Origin of the sequence: Pseudomonas sp. MF6751 (genome assembly GCF_016613265.1) — a bacterium.
In the GTDB taxonomy this organism is placed as follows: domain Bacteria; phylum Pseudomonadota; class Gammaproteobacteria; order Pseudomonadales; family Pseudomonadaceae; genus Aquipseudomonas; species Aquipseudomonas fluorescens_BV.
The window spans coordinates 70,591-90,245 of the sequence record NZ_JAENSV010000001.1 but is presented as its reverse complement, the minus strand read 5'-3'; the positions used below and the strand labels follow the sequence as shown (position 1 = coordinate 90,245).

Annotated in this window: 22 protein-coding genes; 12 read left to right on the top strand and 10 right to left on the bottom strand. The window is 60.6% G+C overall.

Going from position 1 to position 19,655, the window contains the following annotated elements; genetic code table 11:
- Nucleotides 1–2: 2 nt before the first annotated feature.
- The 4 genes from JJD66_RS00445 to lptM are packed head-to-tail and all read right to left on the bottom strand — an operon-like array spanning nucleotide 3 to nucleotide 2,996.
- The gene (locus JJD66_RS00445; protein WP_054896015.1) at nucleotides 3–719 is read right to left on the bottom strand and encodes a DUF484 family protein; all 717 of its coding nucleotides are present in this window, start codon (nucleotides 717–719) and stop codon (nucleotides 3–5) included.
- 13 nt (nucleotides 720–732) lie between these two features.
- Entirely contained in the window at nucleotides 733–1,563 is an 831-nt protein-coding gene (gene dapF, locus JJD66_RS00440) for a diaminopimelate epimerase (RefSeq protein ID WP_060766884.1), read from the bottom strand.
- 3 nt (nucleotides 1,564–1,566) lie between these two features.
- The gene (gene lysA, locus JJD66_RS00435) at nucleotides 1,567–2,814 is read right to left on the bottom strand and encodes a diaminopimelate decarboxylase (protein WP_198715850.1); all 1,248 of its coding nucleotides are present in this window, start codon (nucleotides 2,812–2,814) and stop codon (nucleotides 1,567–1,569) included.
- A 14-nt stretch (nucleotides 2,815–2,828) separates the two neighbouring features.
- Nucleotides 2,829–2,996, bottom strand: coding sequence for an LPS translocon maturation chaperone LptM (gene lptM, locus JJD66_RS00430; protein WP_003195417.1), 168 nt, complete (start codon nucleotides 2,994–2,996; stop codon nucleotides 2,829–2,831).
- A gap of 238 nt (nucleotides 2,997–3,234) precedes the next feature.
- On the opposite strand from lptM, the gene cyaY reads away from it, so the two are divergent.
- The 3 genes from cyaY (at nucleotide 3,235) to rnk (ending at nucleotide 4,333) form a co-directional block, all read left to right on the top strand.
- Complete coding sequence (gene cyaY, locus JJD66_RS00425) at nucleotides 3,235–3,567, top strand: iron donor protein CyaY (protein WP_034129050.1); 333 nt, start codon at nucleotides 3,235–3,237, stop codon at nucleotides 3,565–3,567.
- Nucleotides 3,567–3,788, top strand: coding sequence for a DUF1289 domain-containing protein (locus tag JJD66_RS00420; protein WP_215908744.1), 222 nt, complete (start codon nucleotides 3,567–3,569; stop codon nucleotides 3,786–3,788). Before cyaY ends, JJD66_RS00420 begins: the two co-directional genes overlap by 1 nt.
- Nucleotides 3,789–3,919: 131 nt before the next feature.
- A complete protein-coding gene (rnk, locus tag JJD66_RS00415; protein ID WP_200647400.1) occupies nucleotides 3,920–4,333 on the top strand; it encodes a nucleoside diphosphate kinase regulator in 414 nt (137 codons plus the stop codon).
- Here rnk and JJD66_RS00410 read toward each other — a convergent pair.
- From JJD66_RS00410 to JJD66_RS00400, 3 genes are all read right to left on the bottom strand, one after another.
- Nucleotides 4,330–7,170, bottom strand: coding sequence for a class I adenylate cyclase (locus JJD66_RS00410; protein ID WP_200647399.1), 2,841 nt, complete (start codon nucleotides 7,168–7,170; stop codon nucleotides 4,330–4,332). The genes rnk and JJD66_RS00410 overlap by 4 nt on opposite strands.
- Before the next feature lie 169 nt (nucleotides 7,171–7,339).
- On the bottom strand, nucleotides 7,340–7,594 hold the full coding sequence (locus JJD66_RS00405) for a TIGR02647 family protein (protein ID WP_003195403.1): 255 nt from the start codon (nucleotides 7,592–7,594) through the stop codon (nucleotides 7,340–7,342).
- A 95-nt stretch (nucleotides 7,595–7,689) separates the two neighbouring features.
- The gene (locus JJD66_RS00400; protein ID WP_014720450.1) at nucleotides 7,690–7,974 is read right to left on the bottom strand and encodes a hypothetical protein; all 285 of its coding nucleotides are present in this window, start codon (nucleotides 7,972–7,974) and stop codon (nucleotides 7,690–7,692) included.
- 125 nt (nucleotides 7,975–8,099) lie between these two features.
- Here JJD66_RS00400 and JJD66_RS00395 point away from each other — a divergent pair, with 125 nt between their 5' ends.
- A complete protein-coding gene (locus tag JJD66_RS00395) occupies nucleotides 8,100–8,759 on the top strand; it encodes a glutathione S-transferase family protein (RefSeq protein WP_200647398.1) in 660 nt (219 codons plus the stop codon).
- A gap of 100 nt (nucleotides 8,760–8,859) precedes the next feature.
- Here the strand turns inward: JJD66_RS00395 and argH are convergent, their stop codons facing one another.
- Nucleotides 8,860–10,254, bottom strand: a complete 1,395-nt coding sequence (argH, locus tag JJD66_RS00390) for an argininosuccinate lyase (protein WP_003195396.1) — start codon at nucleotides 10,252–10,254, stop codon at nucleotides 8,860–8,862.
- 501 nt (nucleotides 10,255–10,755) lie between these two features.
- Here argH and JJD66_RS00385 point away from each other — a divergent pair.
- From JJD66_RS00385 to JJD66_RS00360, 7 genes are all read left to right on the top strand, one after another.
- A complete protein-coding gene (locus JJD66_RS00385) occupies nucleotides 10,756–11,502 on the top strand; it encodes a LytR/AlgR family response regulator transcription factor (protein ID WP_003195394.1) in 747 nt (248 codons plus the stop codon).
- A 138-nt stretch (nucleotides 11,503–11,640) separates the two neighbouring features.
- Nucleotides 11,641–12,582 carry a hydroxymethylbilane synthase gene (hemC, locus tag JJD66_RS00380; protein ID WP_060766321.1) on the top strand — a complete coding sequence of 314 codons (942 nt, stop codon included), beginning with the start codon at nucleotides 11,641–11,643 and terminating at the stop codon, nucleotides 12,580–12,582.
- Nucleotides 12,579–13,337 carry a uroporphyrinogen-III synthase gene (locus JJD66_RS27945; RefSeq protein ID WP_325167068.1) on the top strand — a complete coding sequence of 253 codons (759 nt, stop codon included), beginning with the start codon at nucleotides 12,579–12,581 and terminating at the stop codon, nucleotides 13,335–13,337. Before hemC ends, JJD66_RS27945 begins: the two co-directional genes overlap by 4 nt.
- 18 nt (nucleotides 13,338–13,355) lie before the next feature.
- Nucleotides 13,356–14,471, top strand: coding sequence for a uroporphyrinogen-III C-methyltransferase (locus tag JJD66_RS27940; protein WP_034129042.1), 1,116 nt, complete (start codon nucleotides 13,356–13,358; stop codon nucleotides 14,469–14,471).
- A 5-nt stretch (nucleotides 14,472–14,476) separates the two neighbouring features.
- A complete protein-coding gene (locus JJD66_RS00370) occupies nucleotides 14,477–15,718 on the top strand; it encodes a heme biosynthesis protein HemY (protein WP_198715845.1) in 1,242 nt (413 codons plus the stop codon).
- Nucleotides 15,719–15,954: 236 nt separating this feature from the next.
- Nucleotides 15,955–16,476 (top strand): disulfide bond formation protein B, encoded by a 522-nt coding sequence (locus JJD66_RS00365; protein ID WP_105228938.1) that lies wholly within the window; start codon nucleotides 15,955–15,957, stop codon nucleotides 16,474–16,476.
- A gap of 209 nt (nucleotides 16,477–16,685) precedes the next feature.
- A complete protein-coding gene (locus JJD66_RS00360; protein ID WP_034129039.1) occupies nucleotides 16,686–17,144 on the top strand; it encodes an Rsd/AlgQ family anti-sigma factor in 459 nt (152 codons plus the stop codon).
- Nucleotides 17,145–17,197: 53 nt separating this feature from the next.
- On the opposite strand, the gene JJD66_RS00355 is transcribed toward JJD66_RS00360, so the two are convergent.
- Nucleotides 17,198–17,875, bottom strand: a complete 678-nt coding sequence (locus JJD66_RS00355; RefSeq protein ID WP_200647397.1) for an FKBP-type peptidyl-prolyl cis-trans isomerase — start codon at nucleotides 17,873–17,875, stop codon at nucleotides 17,198–17,200.
- 192 nt (nucleotides 17,876–18,067) lie between these two features.
- Between JJD66_RS00355 and JJD66_RS00350 the strand changes: the two genes are divergently transcribed.
- Nucleotides 18,068–19,168, top strand: a complete 1,101-nt coding sequence (locus JJD66_RS00350) for an AlgP family protein (protein ID WP_200647396.1) — start codon at nucleotides 18,068–18,070, stop codon at nucleotides 19,166–19,168.
- On the opposite strand, the gene JJD66_RS00345 is transcribed toward JJD66_RS00350, so the two are convergent.
- Nucleotides 19,165–19,629 (bottom strand): TIGR02444 family protein, encoded by a 465-nt coding sequence (locus JJD66_RS00345; protein WP_198715844.1) that lies wholly within the window; start codon nucleotides 19,627–19,629, stop codon nucleotides 19,165–19,167. The genes JJD66_RS00350 and JJD66_RS00345 overlap by 4 nt on opposite strands.
- Between the last annotated feature and the right edge of the window lie 26 nt (nucleotides 19,630–19,655).

The window sequence follows — 19,655 nt, the reverse complement described above, 5'->3', positions numbered from 1 at the left end:
GATCAGCGCACCGCGCGCAGGGTGGTGGTGTGGCGTGGCAGGACGCGGCCCAGCACTTCGGCGATATAGGTCAGGAACAACGTGCCCACCGAGCTTTTGTAGTGCGCCGGGTCGCGGCTGGCGATGGCCAATACCCCGTGCAAGCCTTGATGGCTGAGGGCGATAACGGCCGTAGAGCCGATCTGCTTGCGCTGTTCGGCGCCAAACAGGAAGTCCAGCTCATGCTCGCGCAAGGTGCCGCTGACGGTCTTGCCTTCGGACAGCAGGCCACCGATGGCCGTCTGCGCTTCGCCACCTGTGACCCAGCGCCCCACCGGCATCGGGTTATCGCTGAACAGGATCAGGCTGACGAAGGGCACCTGGAAATCCTCGCGCAGGCTGTCTTCCACGGCGATCACCGTTTCTTCCAGGCTGGCTGCGTCCATCAGGGCCAGAATCAGGCGGCGGGTCTTGTCGAACAAGCGGTCGTTGTCGCGGGCCACGTCCATCAGATGAGAGAGCCGGTGGCGCATTTCAATGTTGCGCTCGCGCAGGATCTTCATCTGCCGCTCCACCAGCGACACGGTATCGCCGCGCTGGTGGGGAATGCGCAAGGCCGGCAGCAGTTCTTCGTGCTCGACGAAGAAGTCCGGGTTAGCCTCAAGGTATGCCGCGACAGCAGCGGCCTCCAGGCTTTCACTCGGGGTAGCGTGTGCGGGTACTTGAGGCTTATCGGTCATTAGCTTGGCTCACTCATAGACGGACCTGTCCTTCGTATACACGCGTGGCTGGCCCGGTCATCATCACCGGGTGGCCAGGGCCTGCCCATTCGATGGACAAACGTCCGCCGGGCAGGTCGATCAACAGTGGCGAATCCATCCACCCCTGGCTGATCGCGGCCACGGCAGCGGCGCAAGCACCGGTGCCGCAAGCCTGGGTTTCGCCGGCGCCGCGTTCCCATACGCGCAATTGCGCACGGTTACGGTCGATCACCTGCAGGAAGCCCACATTGACCCGTGCCGGAAAGCGCGGGTGATGTTCGATCTTCGGCCCCAGTTCATGCACGGGGGCGTTATTGATGTCGGTGACTCGCAGCACCGCATGGGGGTTGCCCATGGACACAGCGGCGACCTCCACGGTTTTGCCATCCACGTCCAGTGGGTAACTGAGGGCCTGCTCGGTGGCCTGGAACGGAATATCCGCCGGCACCAGGCGTGGCGCGCCCATGTTGACGCTGATCTGGCCATCATTACGGATGTCCAGTTCGATCACGCCGCCCTTGGTTTCGACGCGAATCTGGCGTTTGGCAGTCAGGCGTTTGTCGAGCACAAAGCGCGCAAAGCAGCGAGCGCCGTTGCCGCACTGTTCCACTTCGGAACCGTCGGAGTTGAAGATCCGGTAACGGAAATCCACCTCCGGGTTGCTCGGCGCCTCGACCAGCAGCAACTGGTCGAAACCGATCCCGGTGTGGCGGTCGCCCCACTGTTTGGCGTGCTTGGGCAGGATGTGCGCGTGCTGGCTGACCAGGTCGAGGACCATGAAATCATTACCCAGCCCGTGCATCTTGGTAAAACGCAGCAGCATGGCTTACTCCGGCAGCAGGCTTTCGCCAGCATACAACTCGGCTACCGTCTCGCGGCGACGCACTTCAAATGCTTGATCACCGTCCACCAGCACCTCGGCGGTGCGCCCGCGGGTGTTGTAGTTGGAACTCATGACAAACCCGTAGGCACCGGCCGAATGCACGGCCAGCAAATCACCCTCTTCAAGCGCCAACTCACGATCCTTGGCCAGGAAGTCGCCGGTCTCGCAGATGGGCCCGACGATGTCATAGGCGCGGGCGTCGCTTTTACGCGGCTTCACGGCGGTGACATCCATCCAGGCTTGGTACAGCGCTGGGCGGATCAGGTCGTTCATCGCCGCATCGACGATGGCAAAATCCTTGTGCTCGGTGTGCTTGAGGTACTCGACCTGGGTCAGCAGCACGCCTGCGTTGGCGACGATGTAGCGGCCTGGCTCGAACATCAGCGTGAGGTCGCGGCCTTCGATGCGTTCGCGCACGGCCTGGATATAGTCGGCAATCAGCGGCGGCTCTTCATCGCGATAACGCACGCCCACGCCACCACCGAGGTCGATGTGGTGCAGGTAGATGCCGCACTCGCCCAGACGGTCGATCAAGGCCAGCAGGCGGTCGAGGGCATCCAGGAACGGTGGCAGGGTAGTCAGTTGCGAGCCGATATGGCAGTCGACACCCAGCACTTCCAGGTTCGGCAGTTGGGCGGCGCGGATGTACACGTCCTCGGCGTCGGCGATGGCAATGCCGAACTTGTTTTCTTTGAGACCGGTGGAGATGTACGGGTGGGTGCCGGCGTCGACATCCGGATTGACGCGCAGGGAGATCGGCGCACGCACACCCATCTCGGCGGCGACCATTTGCAGGCGCTCCAGCTCGTCGGTGGATTCGACGTTGAAGCAATGCACGCCGACTTCCAGGGCGCGGCGCATGTCTTCGCGGCTCTTGCCGACGCCAGAGAAGACAATTTTGTCCGCCTGGCCGCCGGCGGCCAGTACGCGTTCCAGCTCGCCACGGGACACGATGTCAAAACCAGCGCCAAGACGCGCCAGGACATTGAGTACACCCAGGTTGGAGTTGGCCTTGACTGCGTAGCACACCAGGTGCGGCACGCCGTCGAGAGCGTCGGTGAACGAGCGGTATTGAGCTTCGATATGCGCACGCGAGTACACATAGGTCGGGGTGCCGAAGCGCTGGGCAATCGCGGACAAGGCCACGCCTTCCGCGAACAGCTCGCCGTCCCGGTAGTTAAAAGCGTCCATAAGTTTCCCTTAACTTAGTAGGTGTCGTGCTTATGGGCTTTTGACGGCTTTTGCGACGATTGCGCCTGTTCGTTTGGATCTTTGCTGTCATCCGGCAGGTACAACGGGCCTTTCTGGCCACAGGCACTAACGAGGCAAGCGACCGCGACGAGCGCAGCAAGGGAAGAGATCAGGCGCTTCATGGCGAAATCCTTGAATATGCATTAATTGCGCCCGAGTATACCGACCACCCGCCAGCTTGCCTATGCGCCGCACCACCCGTCCGGCGGGGGTTTGCCGAGACAGTAGGGAAGCACGCTACGATGCCTGGGGATATTTCGTACCGTCATCCGTGATGAAATCAGTATCCTTTGCAATCGGCGAAGCTCGCCCGTATCGTGCGGCGCTTGAGCAAAACCAGACACTTTTGAGGTTGCCACAATGAGTTTGACCGAAGCCCGTTTTCACGACCTGGTGGATGCCACCCAAGAGAAGCTGGAAGATATTTTCGACGACAGCGGCCTGGACGTGGACCTGGAAAGCTCGGCCGGTGTGCTGACGGTCAAGTTTGAGAGCGGCCAGCAATTGATCTTCAGTCGCCAGGAGCCGCTGCGTCAGTTGTGGCTGGCGGCGCGCTCCGGTGGCGTTCACTTCGACTACGATGAAGAAAGCGGCAAATGGCAGTGCGACAAGAGTGAAGAGTTGCTGGGTGAGATGCTTATGCGCCTGGTTCAGGAATACACCGGCGTCGAGCTGGATTTCGACGAGATCTGATGGTGAGTGAGCCTGTAGCCGTACGCCCGCCCAAGCCGCTGTTCAGCAATGTCAGCCCGGCGGTGCCGTCACCTTGTATCAGTTTGTGTCGCCTGGACGAGCGGAAAGTCTGCCTTGGCTGCTTTCGCCATGTGGAAGACATCCGGGAATGGCGCTCTGCCGACGATGCGCGGCGCCGGGTGATCTGCGCCGAGGCCGAGCAGCGCAAGGCGAGCGCCTGACGGCGTCTTGTTTATTTGTGTCGCTGTGGTAGTGTCCGGATACACCTCCATTCATCGAGGTCCGTGAGAACCCCGCCTTTTCCTGGCGGGGTTTTGCTTTTTTGTGCAGAAAAAAGGAGTCTGCCTGAATCATGACCACCGCACCGTCCATCATTCTTACCCGTCTTGACGTGCAGCGTCTGGAGCAACTGATCGACCGCTTGGGCGACGAGTTTCCCGGCGTCGAAGCGTTGCAAGCCGAACTCGACCGCGCCGAAGACGTGGTTGGTCACGATGAAGTGCCTGCGGGTGTCGTGACCATGAATTCCAGCGTGCATTGCCGTGAACAAAGCAGCGGCAATGACTATCACCTGACGCTGGTCTACCCCAAGCACGCGAACGCCGACGAAGGCAAGATTTCGATCATGGCGCCCGTGGGCAGCGCATTGCTTGGCCTGCAAGTGGGCCAGCACATCGACTGGCCGGCGCCAGGCGGCAAGACCCTCAAGCTGGAATTGCTCAACGTCGAAGGCCAGCCCAAAGATGGCGGCGCCTTCCCGCTCTAAACCTGATCCAAGGCCGCATTGAGTGACTGTTCCAGTTCGGCTTTATAGCGCAGGTACAGATTGCTTGGGCTTTGTACATCACCGAGCAGTCCCGACAGATCCAGGTCAGTGATATAGCCGCGGTAACGCTCGGTTTCCCGACGTTGCCCGACGATCTCCCGGGCGACCACCGCAAACAGCTGGTCGCCAAATTCCAGTTCGGAAAACTCCCGCTGATTGCAGTACAGGGTGATCCCTACCTGGCCTGGCGCGCCCTTACCGATGATGGCCTGCACGTCATAAAACGCCTTGTTGGCCGGGTCTTGCGGGGTCGGTCGTGGCTCCACGCCCCGCGCCCGGCCGTTGCCCGATGGCAACAGTTGGTAGTACAGGATCTGTACCTCGCTCGCGGGTTGCTGGGTGTCCAGGTGCGATAGCGCTTCCCGGCGGTACAGGATCGATTGTAAAAAGCGTTGCAGTGGGGCCAAGAGGCTTTGCTCATCATGAAACGGCAAGCGCTGTTGCCAGAGCGCGTTGAATTCGTCGAGCACATAGACGTCGGCGAAGCCTTCATTGACCCGGTAGAACACCTGCACACACTCGGCTTGGCCCATGGGCAGCAGCAGCGCCAGGTCGTGGTCTTCCAAGGCCATGGCGTCCAGGTGCCACGGGCTGTAGCTGGCCAGCTCCTCGCTAAGGTAAGCGATCAGCGCGTCCTGACTCGGCAGTGATACATGGGTGGCTTGGCCCGGTACCAGTTCCATGACGTGATAATGCTGCTGCACCTGGAGCAGGTAACGATGATTGCCCTGGCCGAGCAACAGATGTTGCGCGGTGTCGAATACCTCTTCCACCCGCTGGGCAATGAACTGTGCCCGGTTGTGGCAAAAACAACGCACTCGCAGGCGTGGCAGATGGTTCGATGGCAGTTGGTTGAGGTAGTCGCGCAGGCAGTCGAGCAGGGCGTGCGGGCCGTCATAGCGGCTGACCATTACTTCGTTCCAACTGTTGAGTGTGACTTGGTCCAGAGTCAGCACCAGGTTGTCGCGCACGCCGGCATAGCTCAGGGAGTCGGTGCGCTCCGTGGTCATCAGGATATTCAGGTCGCGATGATGCTTGAGCGGGTCAACCCCGACGTTGATCAGCAGCAGCACCTCTTCTGGCACTGCCGGGCGCAGCAAGCGGACCTCGTCGACACTGGCCAGGGGCAGGGTGATGGTCTGTTGCAGGCTGCCCAGCAGGTTGAACAGCTCGAACTCGGTCATGTCACTGGTGCCGGGGTGCAGCGCCAGGCGGGTGCTGCTGTCGATCACGCCGTTGCGATGGCACCAGGTGAGCATTTCCAGCAGGTCGCGGCTGCGTTTGATCGGTGCAAAGTGTTCCCATTCGAGAGCGGTAAGGTTGCCGTTATACAGGCCCCAATGGTGTTGGCCCGGCTCCTTGCGGTTGGGCGACTGCACCAGAGTCAAGGTATCTTCGGCCAGGTCAGGGGCGATGCCAGGGTTGATGAACTCGACCTTGCCGGCCTTGCGCTCGAACGCCGCGTACAAGCGGCGGCCCAGTACATTGAGTTCGCGCTTATTGACCGCGCTGGCGGTCTGTTCGCTGCGGGTGAACTGGGTGAGGAAGCGGTAGCTGTAGTTCAACTCATTGACCAGAGCACGGCGCTCGGAGGCGACCTGGCGCACTTTCCATTGGCTGCGGCTGTCCAGCAGGGCCAGTTGACGCGTGTCCCAGCCCCACTCATGCGCCAGGCGTTCCAGCAGCTGCCGTTGCCAACCGGCGGTGCGCTGGCCGGCGCTGAGCTTGCGGTTGACCTTCAGGTACAGGCTGCGCCGCACCAATTCCAGGCGCTCCAGCTCGTTGCGGGCCTTGAGGTACTCCTCGATACGGCGGTAGACCATGATGTACGGGTCCAGCTCATCCAGGTCTACCTGATGGCTGAACACCGCCTGTTTGAAGCGCAGGCTCAGGCAGTGCACGTTCGGGTGTTCGCTGGCATAGACCTCGGTCAGCAGCAGCTTGAGCACCGACTTGTAGGGCGACTCGATGCCCTTGAACAGTTGCCACAGCCCGGCACCAATAAACTCCCCCGGAGGAATATGAGCCAGATGGCCGAGGTCGAGGGTTTCATCGGTGCGGATAAAACGCTTGGACACCAGGGTGTGAGTAAATTCGGCGTAGCGGCTTTCTTCGTAGACCGGCACCAGCCACCAGATGGGCGTGCGTCCGGCCAGCCAGATCGCGGTGCGATAGAACTCATCCAACAACAGGTAGTGCTGGGTGGTGCCGCAGTCGTCGGAACTCAGTTGCGTATCGCGATCACCCAACACAAAGCGCGTCGGGTCGATCAGGAAGAAATGCGCTTCGGCGCCCATGCCCAAGGCCCAGGTTTCCAGCAGTTGGCACTTTTTGCGCAGCTCGGCCAGCTCGGTTTCGCTCAGGTCGGGAGCGTGGCACACCCACACGTCCATATCGCTTTGATCGGCCTGGGCCAGGGTGCCAAGGCTGCCCATCAGGAATAAGCCGTGGATCGGCGTAGGCGGGTTGCCGTGGCGCGGTTTATAGGAGAACGAACGGGTCAGGCGCTGGGCATCGGCCAGGGCCTGGGCGTCCGGTTCGAAATTCGACAGCCCGGCCGGCGTGCTGCTAGAGACATAGCCCGGCAAGAGCGGGTGATTGACGTGGAAAAACAGCGGCAACAAGGCCAGCACGCTTTGCTGACGTGGCGTCAGCCCCTCGACGGCCCGGGACATGCGGCCTTGATTGAGGGTCATGAAACGCGCGCGCAGTTGGGTCAGCACCTTGCGGTCGATGCCTTCGTCCAGATCGGGGCGGATTTCATGGGTGGGGGTCATGTCGAACTCGTTGGCTCGCAGGGCCCGACGCGGGCGGCCATGCAGGAGTTTACAGACAGTAGCGTAGGAGTTTTAGAGGGAAATGGCTTTTTGGCGTCAGAATTCTGTATGCCGCACAGCAATGCCCGCGGAATCCGCAGGCGGCGGACTCCATGGGCCGTATCAGGTATCAGGCGGCTTCTTTGGTGCTGGCAGTGGTGAGGATGGTCAGCAGGGTTTGGGCTTGCTCGGCAGCGTCCCGGCCAAGGCTCGTCAGGTAGCCCCCGTCCGGTTGGTCGATCAGCCCTTTGGCATGGAGGCGCTTGGCAGCGGCGATGGCAGTAGGGGCGGCAGTCTGATGGACTTTCAAGCCTTCCTTGGTGCTGTCCAAGGGAAAGAGTACAAGGATTTCCAGTTCGGCAACCAACTCAGGGGTATACGACATAAGGACTCCAGACTTTCTAAAATTTATTAGAGGCTAGCAGGCCATAAGGTGAACGCACTTTGCCGAACTGTCCAGCGTGTTGCTGCGTGCCGGGGTTATTCCTTTTCCGGCGGCAGCTCGGGCAGTGCCCGCAGTGCCGTTTCATACCACTCGGTATTGAAGGCGCGGTCATCTTCGAGCATGGCATCGATCTCGAACGCCAGCACGTGAGCCATCAGATTCAGGATATCTTCGCGCTCGTAACCCACCAGGGTCAGTTTGTTGAACGTAGCCTTGGCCGCTGGCGGGTTATCGCTCTCTATCTGGTTCTCGATGGCTTCGATCAGCGTGGTCTCGGTGAATTCTTCTTCGTCGTTGTCGATATCGGTCGGCTCGCTCATGGCAGGCTCCTCAAGGAAAGGGCGTCAGTCTACCCCCATTCAGGTGGGTGATGCTGCTGGTCAGGGTGACCTCAAGGATCTATAACTCTTGCAGCCAACCCCACACCCGGCCTGGAGGCTTTGTGATGCTCAAGCTTTACGGATTTTCGGTCAGCAACTACTACAACATGGTCAAGCTGGCGCTGTTGGAGAAAGGACTGCCCTTCGAAGAGGTGCCTTTTTATGCCGGTCAAACCCCCGAAGCTTTGGCGGTAAGCCCCCGCGGCAAAGTGCCGGTGCTGGGTGTGAAGCAGGGGTTCATCAACGAAACCAGCGTCATCCTCGAATACCTCGAGCAGAGCCAGGAAGGCCCGGCGCTGTTGCCCGCCGACCCGTTTGCGCGGGCTCAGGTGTTGGCGTTGTGCCGTGAGATCGAGCTGTACATCGAACTGCCTGCGCGGGCGTGTTTCGCCGAGGCTTTTTTCGGCATGACGGTGCCGGAGGCGATCAAGGAAAAATCCAGGGCCGAGCTGTTGCTTGGGATTGGTACGTTAGGCCGGCACGGTAAGTTTGCGCCTTATGTGGGAGGGGAGAGCTTTACCCTCGCGGACCTGTATTTCATGTACAGCCTGAACCTGGCCTGCGGTGTGGGCGAGAAGCTGTTTGGGCTGGACCTGCTGGAGCAGTTGCCGAAGGCGAAGGCATTGTTGGCACGCCTGAATGAGATGCCCAATGCGCAGAAGGTAGAGGCGGACAGGCAGGCGGCGATGCCGGCGTTCATGGCGATGATTGCGGCCAAGAAATAAACCTTTGGCATCTGTAAGGGCGCCATCGCGGGCAAGCCCGCTCCCACATTTTGATGTGTGAACCCAATCAAGTGTGGGAGCTGGCTTGCCTGCGATGCTTTTAGCGGCTGGCGAGCAATTCTTTGCCGCGCACGACCGCCGCCTTGACCTGTGCCGGCGCAGTGCCACCCACATGGTTACGGGCATTCACCGAGCCTTCCAGGGTCAGCACGGCAAACACATCCTGCTCGATCTGGTCGCTGAACTGGCGCAGTTCTTCCAGGCTCATTTCCGCAAGGTCCTTGCCGGTGTCCACGCCGTACTTCACGGCGTGGCCAACGATTTCGTGGCAGTCACGGAACGGCAGGCCACGGCGCACCAGGTAATCCGCCAGGTCGGTCGCGGTGGAGAACCCGCGCAGTGCTGCTTCACGCATGATCGCGTGCTTGGGCTTGATCGCCGGGATCATGTCGGCAAAGGCGCGCAGCGAGTCGCGCAGGGTGTCGGCGGCGTCGAAGAGCGGTTCCTTGTCTTCCTGGTTGTCCTTGTTGTAGGCCAGTGGTTGACCTTTCATCAGGGTCAGCAGGCCCATCAGCGCGCCAAACACACGGCCGCTCTTGCCACGCACCAGTTCTGGCACGTCGGGGTTTTTCTTTTGCGGCATGATCGAGCTGCCGGTGCAGAAGCGGTCCGGCAGGTCGATGAACTGGAATTGCGCGCTGGTCCATAGCACCAGCTCTTCGGAGAAGCGCGACAGGTGCATCATCGCGATGCTGGCGGCGGCGCAGAATTCAATGGCGAAGTCACGGTCCGACACGCCGTCCAAAGAATTGCCGCCCACGGCGTCAAAGCCCAGCAGTTGTGCGGTGTACTCACGGTCGATCGGGTAGGTGGTGCCGGCCAGTGCAGCGCTGCCCAGCGGCATGCGGTTGGCGCGCTTGCGGCAATCGACCAGGCGTTCGTAGTCGCGGCTGAGCATTTCGAACCAGGCCAGCAGGTGGTGGCCGAAGGTCACGGGTTGTGCGGTCTGCAGGTGGGTGAAGCCGGGCATGATGGTGTCCGATTCACGCTCGGCCTGCTCCAGCAAGCCTTTTTGCAGGCGGGTGATTTCGCCCAGGATCAGGTCGATCTCATCGCGCAGCCACAGGCGGATATCGGTGGCGACCTGGTCGTTACGGCTACGGCCGGTGTGCAGTTTTTTGCCGGTCACGCCGATGCGATCAGTGAGACGTGCCTCGATGTTCATGTGCACGTCTTCGAGGTCGACGCGCCAGTCGAACGTCCCTGCCTCGATCTCACCGCGGATGGTGGTCAGGCCGTCGATGATGCTGTCACGCTCGGCGTCGGTCAGTACGCCGACCTTGGCCAGCATCGTGGCGTGGGCTATGGAGCCCATGATGTCGTGGCGGTACAGGCGTTGATCGAAGGTGACGGAGGCGGTGAAGCGCGCGACGAAGGCGTCGACGGGTTCACTGAAGCGGCCGCCCCAGGACTGGTTGGTCTTGTCGGTGCTCATGGATTCGCTCGTGATCTGCTTAAAAGAGGCATGAAGGTGTGCCGGCGATCATAACAGGGTTGCCCGTGGAGGCGGTGCTGCGGGTGGTCGGCAATTTTATTTGTGTAAGAGATGGCTAAGTGCCTTGCCGCCGATCGCATCCGGGACGAGACTGGTGACAGGTACTTATTGAAACGATATTTGACGATTGAGCAATGTCGCCTCAGTGAGCGTCTACAGTTGGACTGATAGTGTGTGAATGCACCAAAGTCGGGTGATGCGGTCATAACCAGACTATCCATTAAACAGGGGGGTATTCGGATTGTTTATCAGTGAACCCTACGACGATGCCCGAATGCAGCGGGTCTTGGGCGCTATTGAACAGGTCCGGGTAAATTTGGGTGCCATTCTCAGGGCACTTTTTGCCGCTCGCGCTAGTCTTAGCGTGGATCGCTGTGACGTCAGTCACCGCACCTGTCTACGCTATCCTTGTGCGAGACTCACGCAGGAATCCAGCGCAATATGAATGTCCTGATCGTTGATGACGAACCCCAAGCCCGCGAGCGACTGAGCCGTCTGGTCAGTGAACTCGAGGGTTATACAGTCCTTGAACCGAGTGCCACCAGCGGCGAGGAGGCGTTGACGCTGATCGACAGCCACAAGCCCGATGTAGTGCTGCTCGATATCCGCATGCCGGGCTTTGATGGCCTGCAGGTCGCCGCCCGCTTGAGCGAACGCGAATCGCCGCCTGCCGTGGTGTTGTGTGCGGCGCAGGATGAGTTTTCTGCACAGGCGCTGGAAGACAGCGGTGTCAGTTTTCTCGTCAAACCGGCCACTGCCGAAGCCTTGCTCAAAGCCTTGAAAAAAGCCGAGCGTCCCAGCCGCGCCCAACTGGCTGCCTTGACGCAACCGGCTGCGCAAAGTGGTAACGGGCCACGCAGCCATATCAGCGCGCGTACCCGCAAGGGCATCGAACTGATCCCACTCGGCCAGGTGGTCTACTTTATTGCCGATCACAAATACGTGACCTTGCGCCACGAGACCGGTGAGGTGTTGCTCGATGAGCCGCTCAAGGCGCTTGAAGACGAGTTTGGCGAGCGTTTCGTGCGCATTCATCGCAACGCGCTGGTCGCCCGTGAACGCATCGAGCGCCTGCAGCGCACGCCCCTGGGGCACTTTCAGCTATTCCTGAAGGGGCTCAATGGCGATGCGTTGATTGTCAGCCGACGCCATGTCGCTGGCGTGCGCAAAATGATGCAGCAGCTTTAGCCCAAGGGCTGCGGCGCGGTCTGCATTCCTTATGCCGGTGCGACGTGGCCAGGGAGGCCCCGCACTTGCTGATTCAAATCAAAGCGTATTTGCCTGAGCTGTTATTATCCGCCGTATCTATTCAGTACGGATTGATCCATGTCCTCTCGCGAAATCCGCATCGCCACCCGTAAAAGCGCCTTGGCCTTGTGGCAGGCCGAATACGTCAAAGCACGCCTTGAGCAGGCCCATCCCGGCCTCAAGGTCTCCCTGGTGCCCATGGTCAGTCGCGGCGACAAGCTGCTGGACTCGCCACTGTCGAAAATCGGCGGCAAGGGCCTGTTCGTCAAGGAATTGGAAACTGCGCTGCTGGACAACGAAGCCGACATCGCCGTGCATTCGATGAAAGACGTGCCCATGGACTTCCCTGAAGGCCTGGGCCTTTTTTGTATCTGCGAGCGCGAAGACCCGCGCGACGCCTTCGTTTCCAACACCTTCGCGTCCCTGGACGAGCTGCCGCTGGGCAGTATCGTCGGCACCTCCAGCCTGCGTCGCCAGGCCCAATTGCTGACGCGGCGTCCCGACCTGCAGATCCGCTTTTTGCGTGGCAACGTCAACACGCGCCTGGCCAAGCTGGACGCCGGGGAATACGACGCGATCATCCTCGCCGCTGCCGGCCTGATCCGCCTGGGCTTCGAAGACCGCATCACCTCGGCCATCAGCGTCGAAGACAGCCTGCCCGCTGGCGGGCAGGGCGCAGTCGGCATCGAATGTCGCACCGCCGACAGCGAAATTCACGCACTGCTCAAGCCTCTCGATCACGCGGACACCGAAGTGCGTGTTACCGCCGAGCGTGCCTTGAACAAACACCTCAACGGTGGCTGCCAAGTGCCCATCGCCTGCTATGCCGTACTCGAAGGTGAGAACCTGTGGCTGCGTGGCCTGGTCGGTGATCCGGACGGCGGTAATCTGCTGACCGCCGAGGTGCGTGGGCCGCAGCGTGATGCCACGGCCCTGGGGATTCAGGTCGCCGAGGAACTGCTGGAAAAAGGCGCGGGTGCCATTTTGCAAAAAGTCTATGGCGAGGCCGGCCCGCAGTGACCAAATGGCGAGTGCTGCTGACGCGGCCCGCCGAGGAGTCGACGGCCGTGGCGGCGTTATTGGCCAAGAGCGGCATTCACAGCTGCTGCCTGCCTTTGCTGGAGACCGAAGCGTTGCCGGTGACCGCTGAGCAACGCGCGGTGTTCGGCGCGCTGCCGCGCTATTGCGCCGTCATCGTGGTGAGCAAGCCGGCTGCACGCCTGGCGTTGCAGCGGTTGGGGGGCTGGGTGCCGCCAATGCCCTGGTTCAGTGTCGGCGCGGCGACGGCACAGATACTGGCCGATCATGGCCTCAAGGTTCACTATCCCGCCACTGGCGACGACAGCGAGGCCTTGCTTGAACTGCCCGCCTTGCGCGAGGCTATTGCACAGCCTGGCGGCCGGGTGTTGATCCTGCGCGGCGAGGGCGGGCGTGAGTTGCTGGCAGAGCGTTTACGCGAGCAAGGTGCTAGTGTCGATTACCTGGAATTGTATCGGCGTTTTCTTCCGGTGTATGAGAAGGGCGCGTTGATGCAACGCATCCAGTTGGAACGCTTGAACGGCCTGGTGGTCAGCAGTGGGCAGGGTTTTTTACACCTGCACGCGTCAGCCGGCCCCGATTGGCCAGAGGTGGCACAGCTGCCGTTGTTCGTGCCCAGCCCGCGTGTATGTGAAATGGCGCGGGCCGCGGGTGCAGAAAAAGTTGTGGATTGTCGCGGCGCGAGTGCCGCGGCTTTGTTAGTGGCGTTAGGGAGCTATCCCGTTCCCACTCTCTGATACGCAAAGGACGGATACGTGAGCGAAACAGCCTTGCCTAAAGATGAAGCTCAGCCCGCGCTTGATGCGCCGGTCGAGACACCGGTCAGCGCGCCACGCCGTGGCAATGGCCTGGCAGTCGTCGCCTTGCTGTTGGGCGCTGCGGGCGTAGCCGCCGGCGGCTGGGGGATCTGGCAGGTCCGTGCCCTGCAAGCCAGCAGCCAGCACCAGCTGGGCCAGGTGCAGACCCTGGATGACCAGTCCCAGAGCCTCAAGCAAGGCCAGCAACAGCTGGCCGCCCGCCTGGCGCAATTGCCGGGTGCGGATGAGCTGGAAGAGCGTCGCCGCCTGGTCACGCAGTTGCAGGGAGATCAGCAGCGCCTCAACCAGCGTCTGGAAACCGTGTTGGGTGCCAGCCGCAAGGACTGGCGCCTGGCCGAGGCCGAGCATCTGATCCGTCTGGCCAGCTTGCGTTTGTCCGCCTTGCAAGACATCAACAGCGCCCAGTCGCTGGTCCAGGGTGCCGACGAGATTCTTCGCGAACAGAGCGACCCAGGGGCTTTCGCCGCACGGGAGCAATTGGCCAAGAGCCTGGCCGCGCTGCGCAGCACCGAGCAACCGGACCGTACCGGCCTGTACCTGCAATTGGCTGCCTTGCGTGACCAGGTGGTGCAACTGGCGGCGATTGCCCCGGAGTATCAGCTCACGGAGCCTGCTTCCCAGGGGCGCCCCACCAGCGATACGCAGAACCAGTTGAGCCAGTGGTGGGAGCAGATCTCCCGTTATTTCCGCATCGACTTCAACCCGGATGACAACATCCGTCCCTTGCTGGCAGGCCAAGGCCTGAACCAAGTGCGCCTGGCCTTGAGCCTGGCACTGGAGCAAGCCCAATGGGCTGCGCTTAACGGCGAGGCGGCCGTCTACAGCCGCTCGTTGGGGGAAGCGCGCAGCGTGTTGCAGGACAACTTCAACCAGGACAACCCGCAGAGCAAGGCGATGCTGGCGCGCATTGCCGAGCTTGAGCCCAAGGCCGTGTCCGTGGTCACGCCTGACCTGGCCGCGAGCCTGGCCGCTGTGCAGGCGTACCTTGAGCGTCGTCATCTGTCGGCCGACGAAGCCAAGGCCGCGGCTGGCAAACCGGCGACCCAGGAGTAGAGCTGATGAAGCGTTTCTATGTGATCCTGGTGCTCGCAATTGCGCTCGCCCTGGCCCTGGGTGTAGGCATTTCGAAGCACACCGGCTACGTGTTGATTACCTATCCTCACCTGCTGCATTACGAATCAAGCCTGTGGGCGACATTGGTGGCGGTGTTTGCCATCGGCCTGGCGATTTATCTGGTCCGCGTGTTGTGGGGCCTGGTCACCACATCCGGTGGCGTGGTCAACCCCTGGTCACGGCGCAATCGCAGCCGCCGTGTTCAGATCGCTATCGAGCAAGGCCAGATGGACCTCGCCGAGGGACGTTGGGCCAGTGCGGAGCGCCACTTGCACCGCGCCGCCGAAGCAGAGCGTCAGCCGCTGCTGTATTACATCGGTGCCGCCCGTGCGGCTAATGAACAGGGCCGTTATGAGGAATCCGACGGCTTGCTGGAGCGCGCTCTGGAGCGCCAGCCCCAGGCCGAACTGGCCATTGCCTTGAGCCACGCGCAATTGCAGATGGATCGAGGTGATACGGAAGGCGCGCTGGTCACTCTTCAGGCGATGCATGAGCGTCACCCGCATAACGCGCAAGTGCTGCGACAACTGCAACGCCTGCATCAGCAGCGTGGCGATTGGTCGTCTGTGATTCGCCTGCTGCCTGAGCTGCGCAAGGACAAAGTCTTGCCCGCCAATGAACTGGCCGAGCTGGAGCGTCGCGCCTGGGGCGAGAACCTGAGCCTGGCGGCCCAGCGTGAAGAGCAAGGCGAAGCCGGGTTGCAGTCCTTGGAACGCGCATGGGAGCAACTGACCGCTGCCCAGCGCCAACAGCCACAACTGGTGTTGGCGTATGCCGACCAACTGCGTCGATTGGGCGCGGATGCCAAGGCCGAAGAAGTGCTGCGTGGTGCTCTCAAGCGCGGTTATGACAGCCACTTGATCCGGTTGTACGGCCTGTTGCGCGGCAGTGATCCTGCGCGCCAATTGAAGTTTGCCGAAGGCTGGCTCAAGGACCACCCAGGCGATGCCAGCCTGTTGCTGACGCTGGGCCGTCTGTGCCTGCAAAACAGTCTGTGGGGCAAGGCGCGGGATTATCTGGAAAGCAGCCTGCAAGTGCAGCGCAATCCCGAAGCCTGCGCCGAATTGGCTCGCCTGCTTGCCCAATTGGGCGACACCGAGCGCAGCAACCAGCTGTTTCAGGAAGGCTTGGGGTTGCTCGACAATCGCCTGCTGTCTTCGCCGCTGCCGGTGCCTGCGCGAGCTTGAAGTAGGAAAGGGTGAGTGGATTGGCTCGGACCGATCCGACACCCGCTCCTTCAAAGCTTGAAAACACTCGGTTTAACTGGCCTTGTTACTAATTCCTACTTGTTGTAACTGAATTTCCTCGGGCCCGTGGCGGGATGTCTTTATGTTTTCGAGGAAATGTCTGCTCTAGGGCGTATTGAAAGGGGTCGGGCCTTTCCTCTACCGTAGCGACCTATCTCTTGCAGTGCGGATAAACAATGTCTTTGGCCCCTTTACGCTCTTTGTTTTTCCTGGCGTTCATGGCGGGTGCGCTGACGTTGGGCGCGTCTTTCTACCTTCAATACGGCGCGCTGCTACGACCTTGTTTTCTATGCCAGGTACAGCGCCTGTTCCTCGCGTCTTTTGCCTTGATCAACCTGATTGCCGCGCTTCACAGACCTGGGCGTTCCGGCCATTGCCTCTACGGGCTGGCGAGCATGGCCTGTGCGTCGCTGGGCGCCATCACCGCAGGCAGGCAAGTGCTGTTGCAGAACAGGCCGGCAAGTCAGGTCGGGGATTGCTGGCCCAGCCTGCAGCATATGCTTGAAAACCTGTCTGTCTGGCAGGCAATGCGCTCGGTGTTCAATGGCACGGTCGATTGTGTCGAAATCAACTGGACGCTGTTTGACCTGAGCCTGCCTGAGTGGAGCCTGTTGTTCTTCGTGGCGATGCTGATCCTGGGGTTCATGCAGGTGTCACGGTTGTTGTTCGGCAGGCATTTGCGCCTCGCAACGCCTTGAAAACTAGACTCAGGTTGTAGGAGCGGATTAAACACTTGTATGAACATTCTCTCCTGCGTACCTTGAAGCCATAGTCATGCGGGCATAATCTGGCCCGCACGCGTTATCCAAACCGCTTGTCAGACGCGGCCTTGTCCGTCTGCTGCTTCATCCTTGAAGTGTTGCGCAGGTACAGAGCTGCGGCGCCCCAATAGGGAAGAGAGATCATCATGTTGGAAAGTTGTCAGAATGCTCAGGAACGCTGGGGTGGGGTGCATAAGCTGATCGATAGATGGCTGTTGGAGCGCCACGAACTGATTCAGGCCTATGACACTCTTGGTGCCCATCCCGATGCATTGGCTGAGAAGCAAAAGCCTCTGCAAGAATTCTGCGGGTCTTTGGTGGACTACGTGTCTGCGGGTCATTTTGAGGTTTATGAGCAACTGACCGGCGAAGCGAAAGCCTTCAATGACAAGCGCGGATTGGAATTGGCCGAAACCCTTTACCCGCGCATTGATGTGATCACCGAGAAGCTGCTGGCCTTCAATGATCTGTGTGATGAAGGCAAGTGTGTTGCTGAAAAATTCAAGGAGCTCGGCGGTCTGCTCCATGAGCGTTTCGAGTTGGAAGATTGCCTGATCGAAGTGTTGCACACGGCCCACAAACAAAAGGCTGCTGTCCAGGCCTGACCCTTGGCGGCGAGATAAAAAACGGTGCGCATGTCGCACCGTTTTTTTATGGGTCAGTGGCGAGTACCGAGCAGTTCAATTTCGAACACCAGCGGCGTGTAGGGGGGGATCAACTCACCTGCGCCGTCTGCGCCATAGGCCTGGGCTGAAGGAATCACCAGCCGCCATTTCGCACCCACCGGCATCTGTTGCAATGCACTGCTCCAACCGCTGATCACGCTGTTGAGGCGAAACCATTGCGGTTGCGTACTTTTGTCGAAGACAGTTCCGTCAGGCAGTCGGCCCACGTATTTCACCTGCACTTCATCGCTGGCCAACGGCTTGTTGCCAGTGCCCGGTGCCAGCTCGGTGAGCAGGATCCCATCGGCCAACTGACGAACGCCGACGGTGGCTTTTTCCTTTGAGAGAAATTGCTGCTCGGCAGCGAGTGCTTTTTCGCTTTGAGGTCGTTGGGCGTCGGCGGCGTTATGCGCTTCGTGCTGCGCGAGGATCTGTTCGATGCGCGCGTTATCCAGCGCCAGTGGCTTGCCTTGGTAGGCTTGCTTGAGTCCGTCGAGCAGGGCCTGTATCTGCAGGTCGGGGACTTCCTGGCGCAACCGTTCGCCAAGGCTTGCGCCCAGGCTATAGGCAAGATCGTGCGGGGTTGCGGCGGTGGTGTTTGAAGAGGGTTGCTCGCTTGCTTCGGCCACGCAGATCGCCAAGCCGAACACTAGAAAAAGGTAACGCGACATGGGCATTCTCCCGGCGAAAGTGCGACGGATTATGCCAGTGCGGCTGCGTAAAAAGTGACGTGGTTTTCCGTTATATCGATAAGAATTTTCGCACGTTGCAACGCAACGCAAACGATACTGTCAAGATGCCCTAGCGGCGGTAAGAGCAGAGGGCTAGTATGAGCCGCACCCACGTCAGCCAGGAGGTAAACCATGTCGGCCAAACAGAAGCCTGTAAATACCCCGTTGCACTTGCTCCAACAACTTTCGGGCAGCCTGCTCGAACATCTGGAAAGCGCGTGCTCCCAAGCCTTGGCTGATGCAGAAAAACTGCTCGCCAAACTGGAAAAGCAACGCGGTAAAGCGCAAGAAAAACTGCACAAGTCCCGCACCAAACTGCAAGACGCCGCCACTGCCGGCAAGTCCAAGGCGCAAGCCAAAGCCAAAGGCGCGGTCAAAGAACTTGAAGAGCTGCTGGATGCTCTCAAGGATCGCCAAGCCGAAACCCGCAGCTACATTTCCCAACTCAAAAAAGACGCTCAAGAAAGCCTGAAACTGGCCCAAGGCGTTGGCCGTGTGAAGGAAGCCGTAGCTAAGGCACTGGGCGCTCGTACGCCTGCAAAAGTAGCCGCTAAGCCAGTCGCTAAAACCGCTGCTGCGAAACCAGCCGCGAAGCCGGTTGCTAAAACTGCTGCTGCCAAACCAGCCGCCAAGCCAGCTGCTAAAACTGCTGCTGCCAAACCAGCCGCTAAGCCAGCTGCTAAAACTGCTGCTGCCAAACCAGCCGCTAAGCCAGCTGCTAAAACTGCTGCTGCCAAACCAGCCGCTAAGCCAGCTGCTAAAACTGCTGCTGCCAAACCAGCCGCTAAGCCAGCCGCTAAAACTGCTGCTGCCAAGCCAGCCGCTAAGCCAGCCGCTAAAACTGCTGCTGCCAAGCCAGCCGCGAAGCCAGCTGCTAAAACTGCTGCTGCCAAACCAGCTGCCAAGCCAGTCGCTAAAACGGCAGTTGCCAAACCGGCCGCTAAACCTGCTGCTGCCAAACCGGCTGCAAAGCCAGCTGCTAAACCCGCTGCTGCCAAACCAGCCGCTAAGCCAGCTGCTAAACCTGCTGCCGCCAAACCAGCCGCGAAGCCAGTTGCTAAACCTGCTGCCGCCAAACCGGCCGCGAAGCCCGCTGCCAAGCCAGCGCCCGCAATGCCAGCTACTCCAGCAGCACCCACTGCCACTCCGGCAGCAGCCTCCGCTCCAACTGCATCGGCCAGCAGCACCCCTGCACCGGTAGCGCCAAGCACCAACCCAACCAGCGCTTCCTAAGTGTTGGTGGCCATGGCGCGCAATTGCAGCAGCGCGTCGTGGTCAAGGTTGGCGGCTTCGGTCGCCAGGCCTTCAAGCCATTCTTGCTGACCCGGCACCTCATTGATCGGCCATGCCTGCGCCAGCGCTTCCAAGCGCGCCAGCAGCGTTCTTTCGGCCTCCAGTTCCAGTGTCTTGACCTGCTCTCGTAGCAATGCCAATTGCGCATCCTGCTGGGCCAAGGCCCGCCATTGCACGCGCATTTGTCGCAAGGGTTCGACAACCTGCACCCGCCACGGCTGGGCAATCTGTTGCAGTGCCTGAACGCGTCCGGGCTTATATGCCACACCTCGCCATTCCAGCCACGCACCACACAACAACAGGCACACGTCTGCCCCTTGCTCCTGCACGCGCAGGCAAGCGGCCTCCACGCCCGGGCGGGCATAGGTCGAAAGGGCAAAGCTCCACAGGTCAGCGCACATATTCACACCCAAGCCAGCGGCCAACG

Bases quoted from the DNA above. Each gene is read 5' to 3' on its own strand.
- JJD66_RS00445 (WP_054896015.1), bottom strand. From the start codon at position 719: ATGACCGATAAGCCTCAAGTACCCGCACACGCTACCCCGAGTGAAAGC.
- dapF (WP_060766884.1), bottom strand. From the start codon at position 1,563: ATGCTGCTGCGTTTTACCAAGATGCACGGGCTGGGTAATGATTTCATG.
- lysA (WP_198715850.1), bottom strand. From the start codon at position 2,814: ATGGACGCTTTTAACTACCGGGACGGCGAGCTGTTCGCGGAAGGCGTG.
- lptM (WP_003195417.1), bottom strand. From the start codon at position 2,996: ATGAAGCGCCTGATCTCTTCCCTTGCTGCGCTCGTCGCGGTCGCTTGC.
- cyaY (WP_034129050.1), top strand. From the start codon at position 3,235: ATGAGTTTGACCGAAGCCCGTTTTCACGACCTGGTGGATGCCACCCAA.
- JJD66_RS00420 (WP_215908744.1), top strand. From the start codon at position 3,567: ATGGTGAGTGAGCCTGTAGCCGTACGCCCGCCCAAGCCGCTGTTCAGC.
- rnk (WP_200647400.1), top strand. From the start codon at position 3,920: ATGACCACCGCACCGTCCATCATTCTTACCCGTCTTGACGTGCAGCGT.
- JJD66_RS00410 (WP_200647399.1), bottom strand. From the start codon at position 7,170: ATGACCCCCACCCATGAAATCCGCCCCGATCTGGACGAAGGCATCGAC.
- JJD66_RS00405 (WP_003195403.1), bottom strand. From the start codon at position 7,594: ATGTCGTATACCCCTGAGTTGGTTGCCGAACTGGAAATCCTTGTACTC.
- JJD66_RS00400 (WP_014720450.1), bottom strand. From the start codon at position 7,974: ATGAGCGAGCCGACCGATATCGACAACGACGAAGAAGAATTCACCGAG.
- JJD66_RS00395 (WP_200647398.1), top strand. From the start codon at position 8,100: ATGCTCAAGCTTTACGGATTTTCGGTCAGCAACTACTACAACATGGTC.
- argH (WP_003195396.1), bottom strand. From the start codon at position 10,254: ATGAGCACCGACAAGACCAACCAGTCCTGGGGCGGCCGCTTCAGTGAA.
- JJD66_RS00385 (WP_003195394.1), top strand. From the start codon at position 10,756: ATGAATGTCCTGATCGTTGATGACGAACCCCAAGCCCGCGAGCGACTG.
- hemC (WP_060766321.1), top strand. From the start codon at position 11,641: ATGTCCTCTCGCGAAATCCGCATCGCCACCCGTAAAAGCGCCTTGGCC.
- JJD66_RS00370 (WP_198715845.1), top strand. From the start codon at position 14,477: ATGAAGCGTTTCTATGTGATCCTGGTGCTCGCAATTGCGCTCGCCCTG.
- JJD66_RS00365 (WP_105228938.1), top strand. From the start codon at position 15,955: ATGTCTTTGGCCCCTTTACGCTCTTTGTTTTTCCTGGCGTTCATGGCG.
- JJD66_RS00360 (WP_034129039.1), top strand. From the start codon at position 16,686: ATGTTGGAAAGTTGTCAGAATGCTCAGGAACGCTGGGGTGGGGTGCAT.
- JJD66_RS00355 (WP_200647397.1), bottom strand. From the start codon at position 17,875: ATGTCGCGTTACCTTTTTCTAGTGTTCGGCTTGGCGATCTGCGTGGCC.
- JJD66_RS00350 (WP_200647396.1), top strand. From the start codon at position 18,068: ATGTCGGCCAAACAGAAGCCTGTAAATACCCCGTTGCACTTGCTCCAA.
- JJD66_RS00345 (WP_198715844.1), bottom strand. From the start codon at position 19,629: ATGTGCGCTGACCTGTGGAGCTTTGCCCTTTCGACCTATGCCCGCCCG.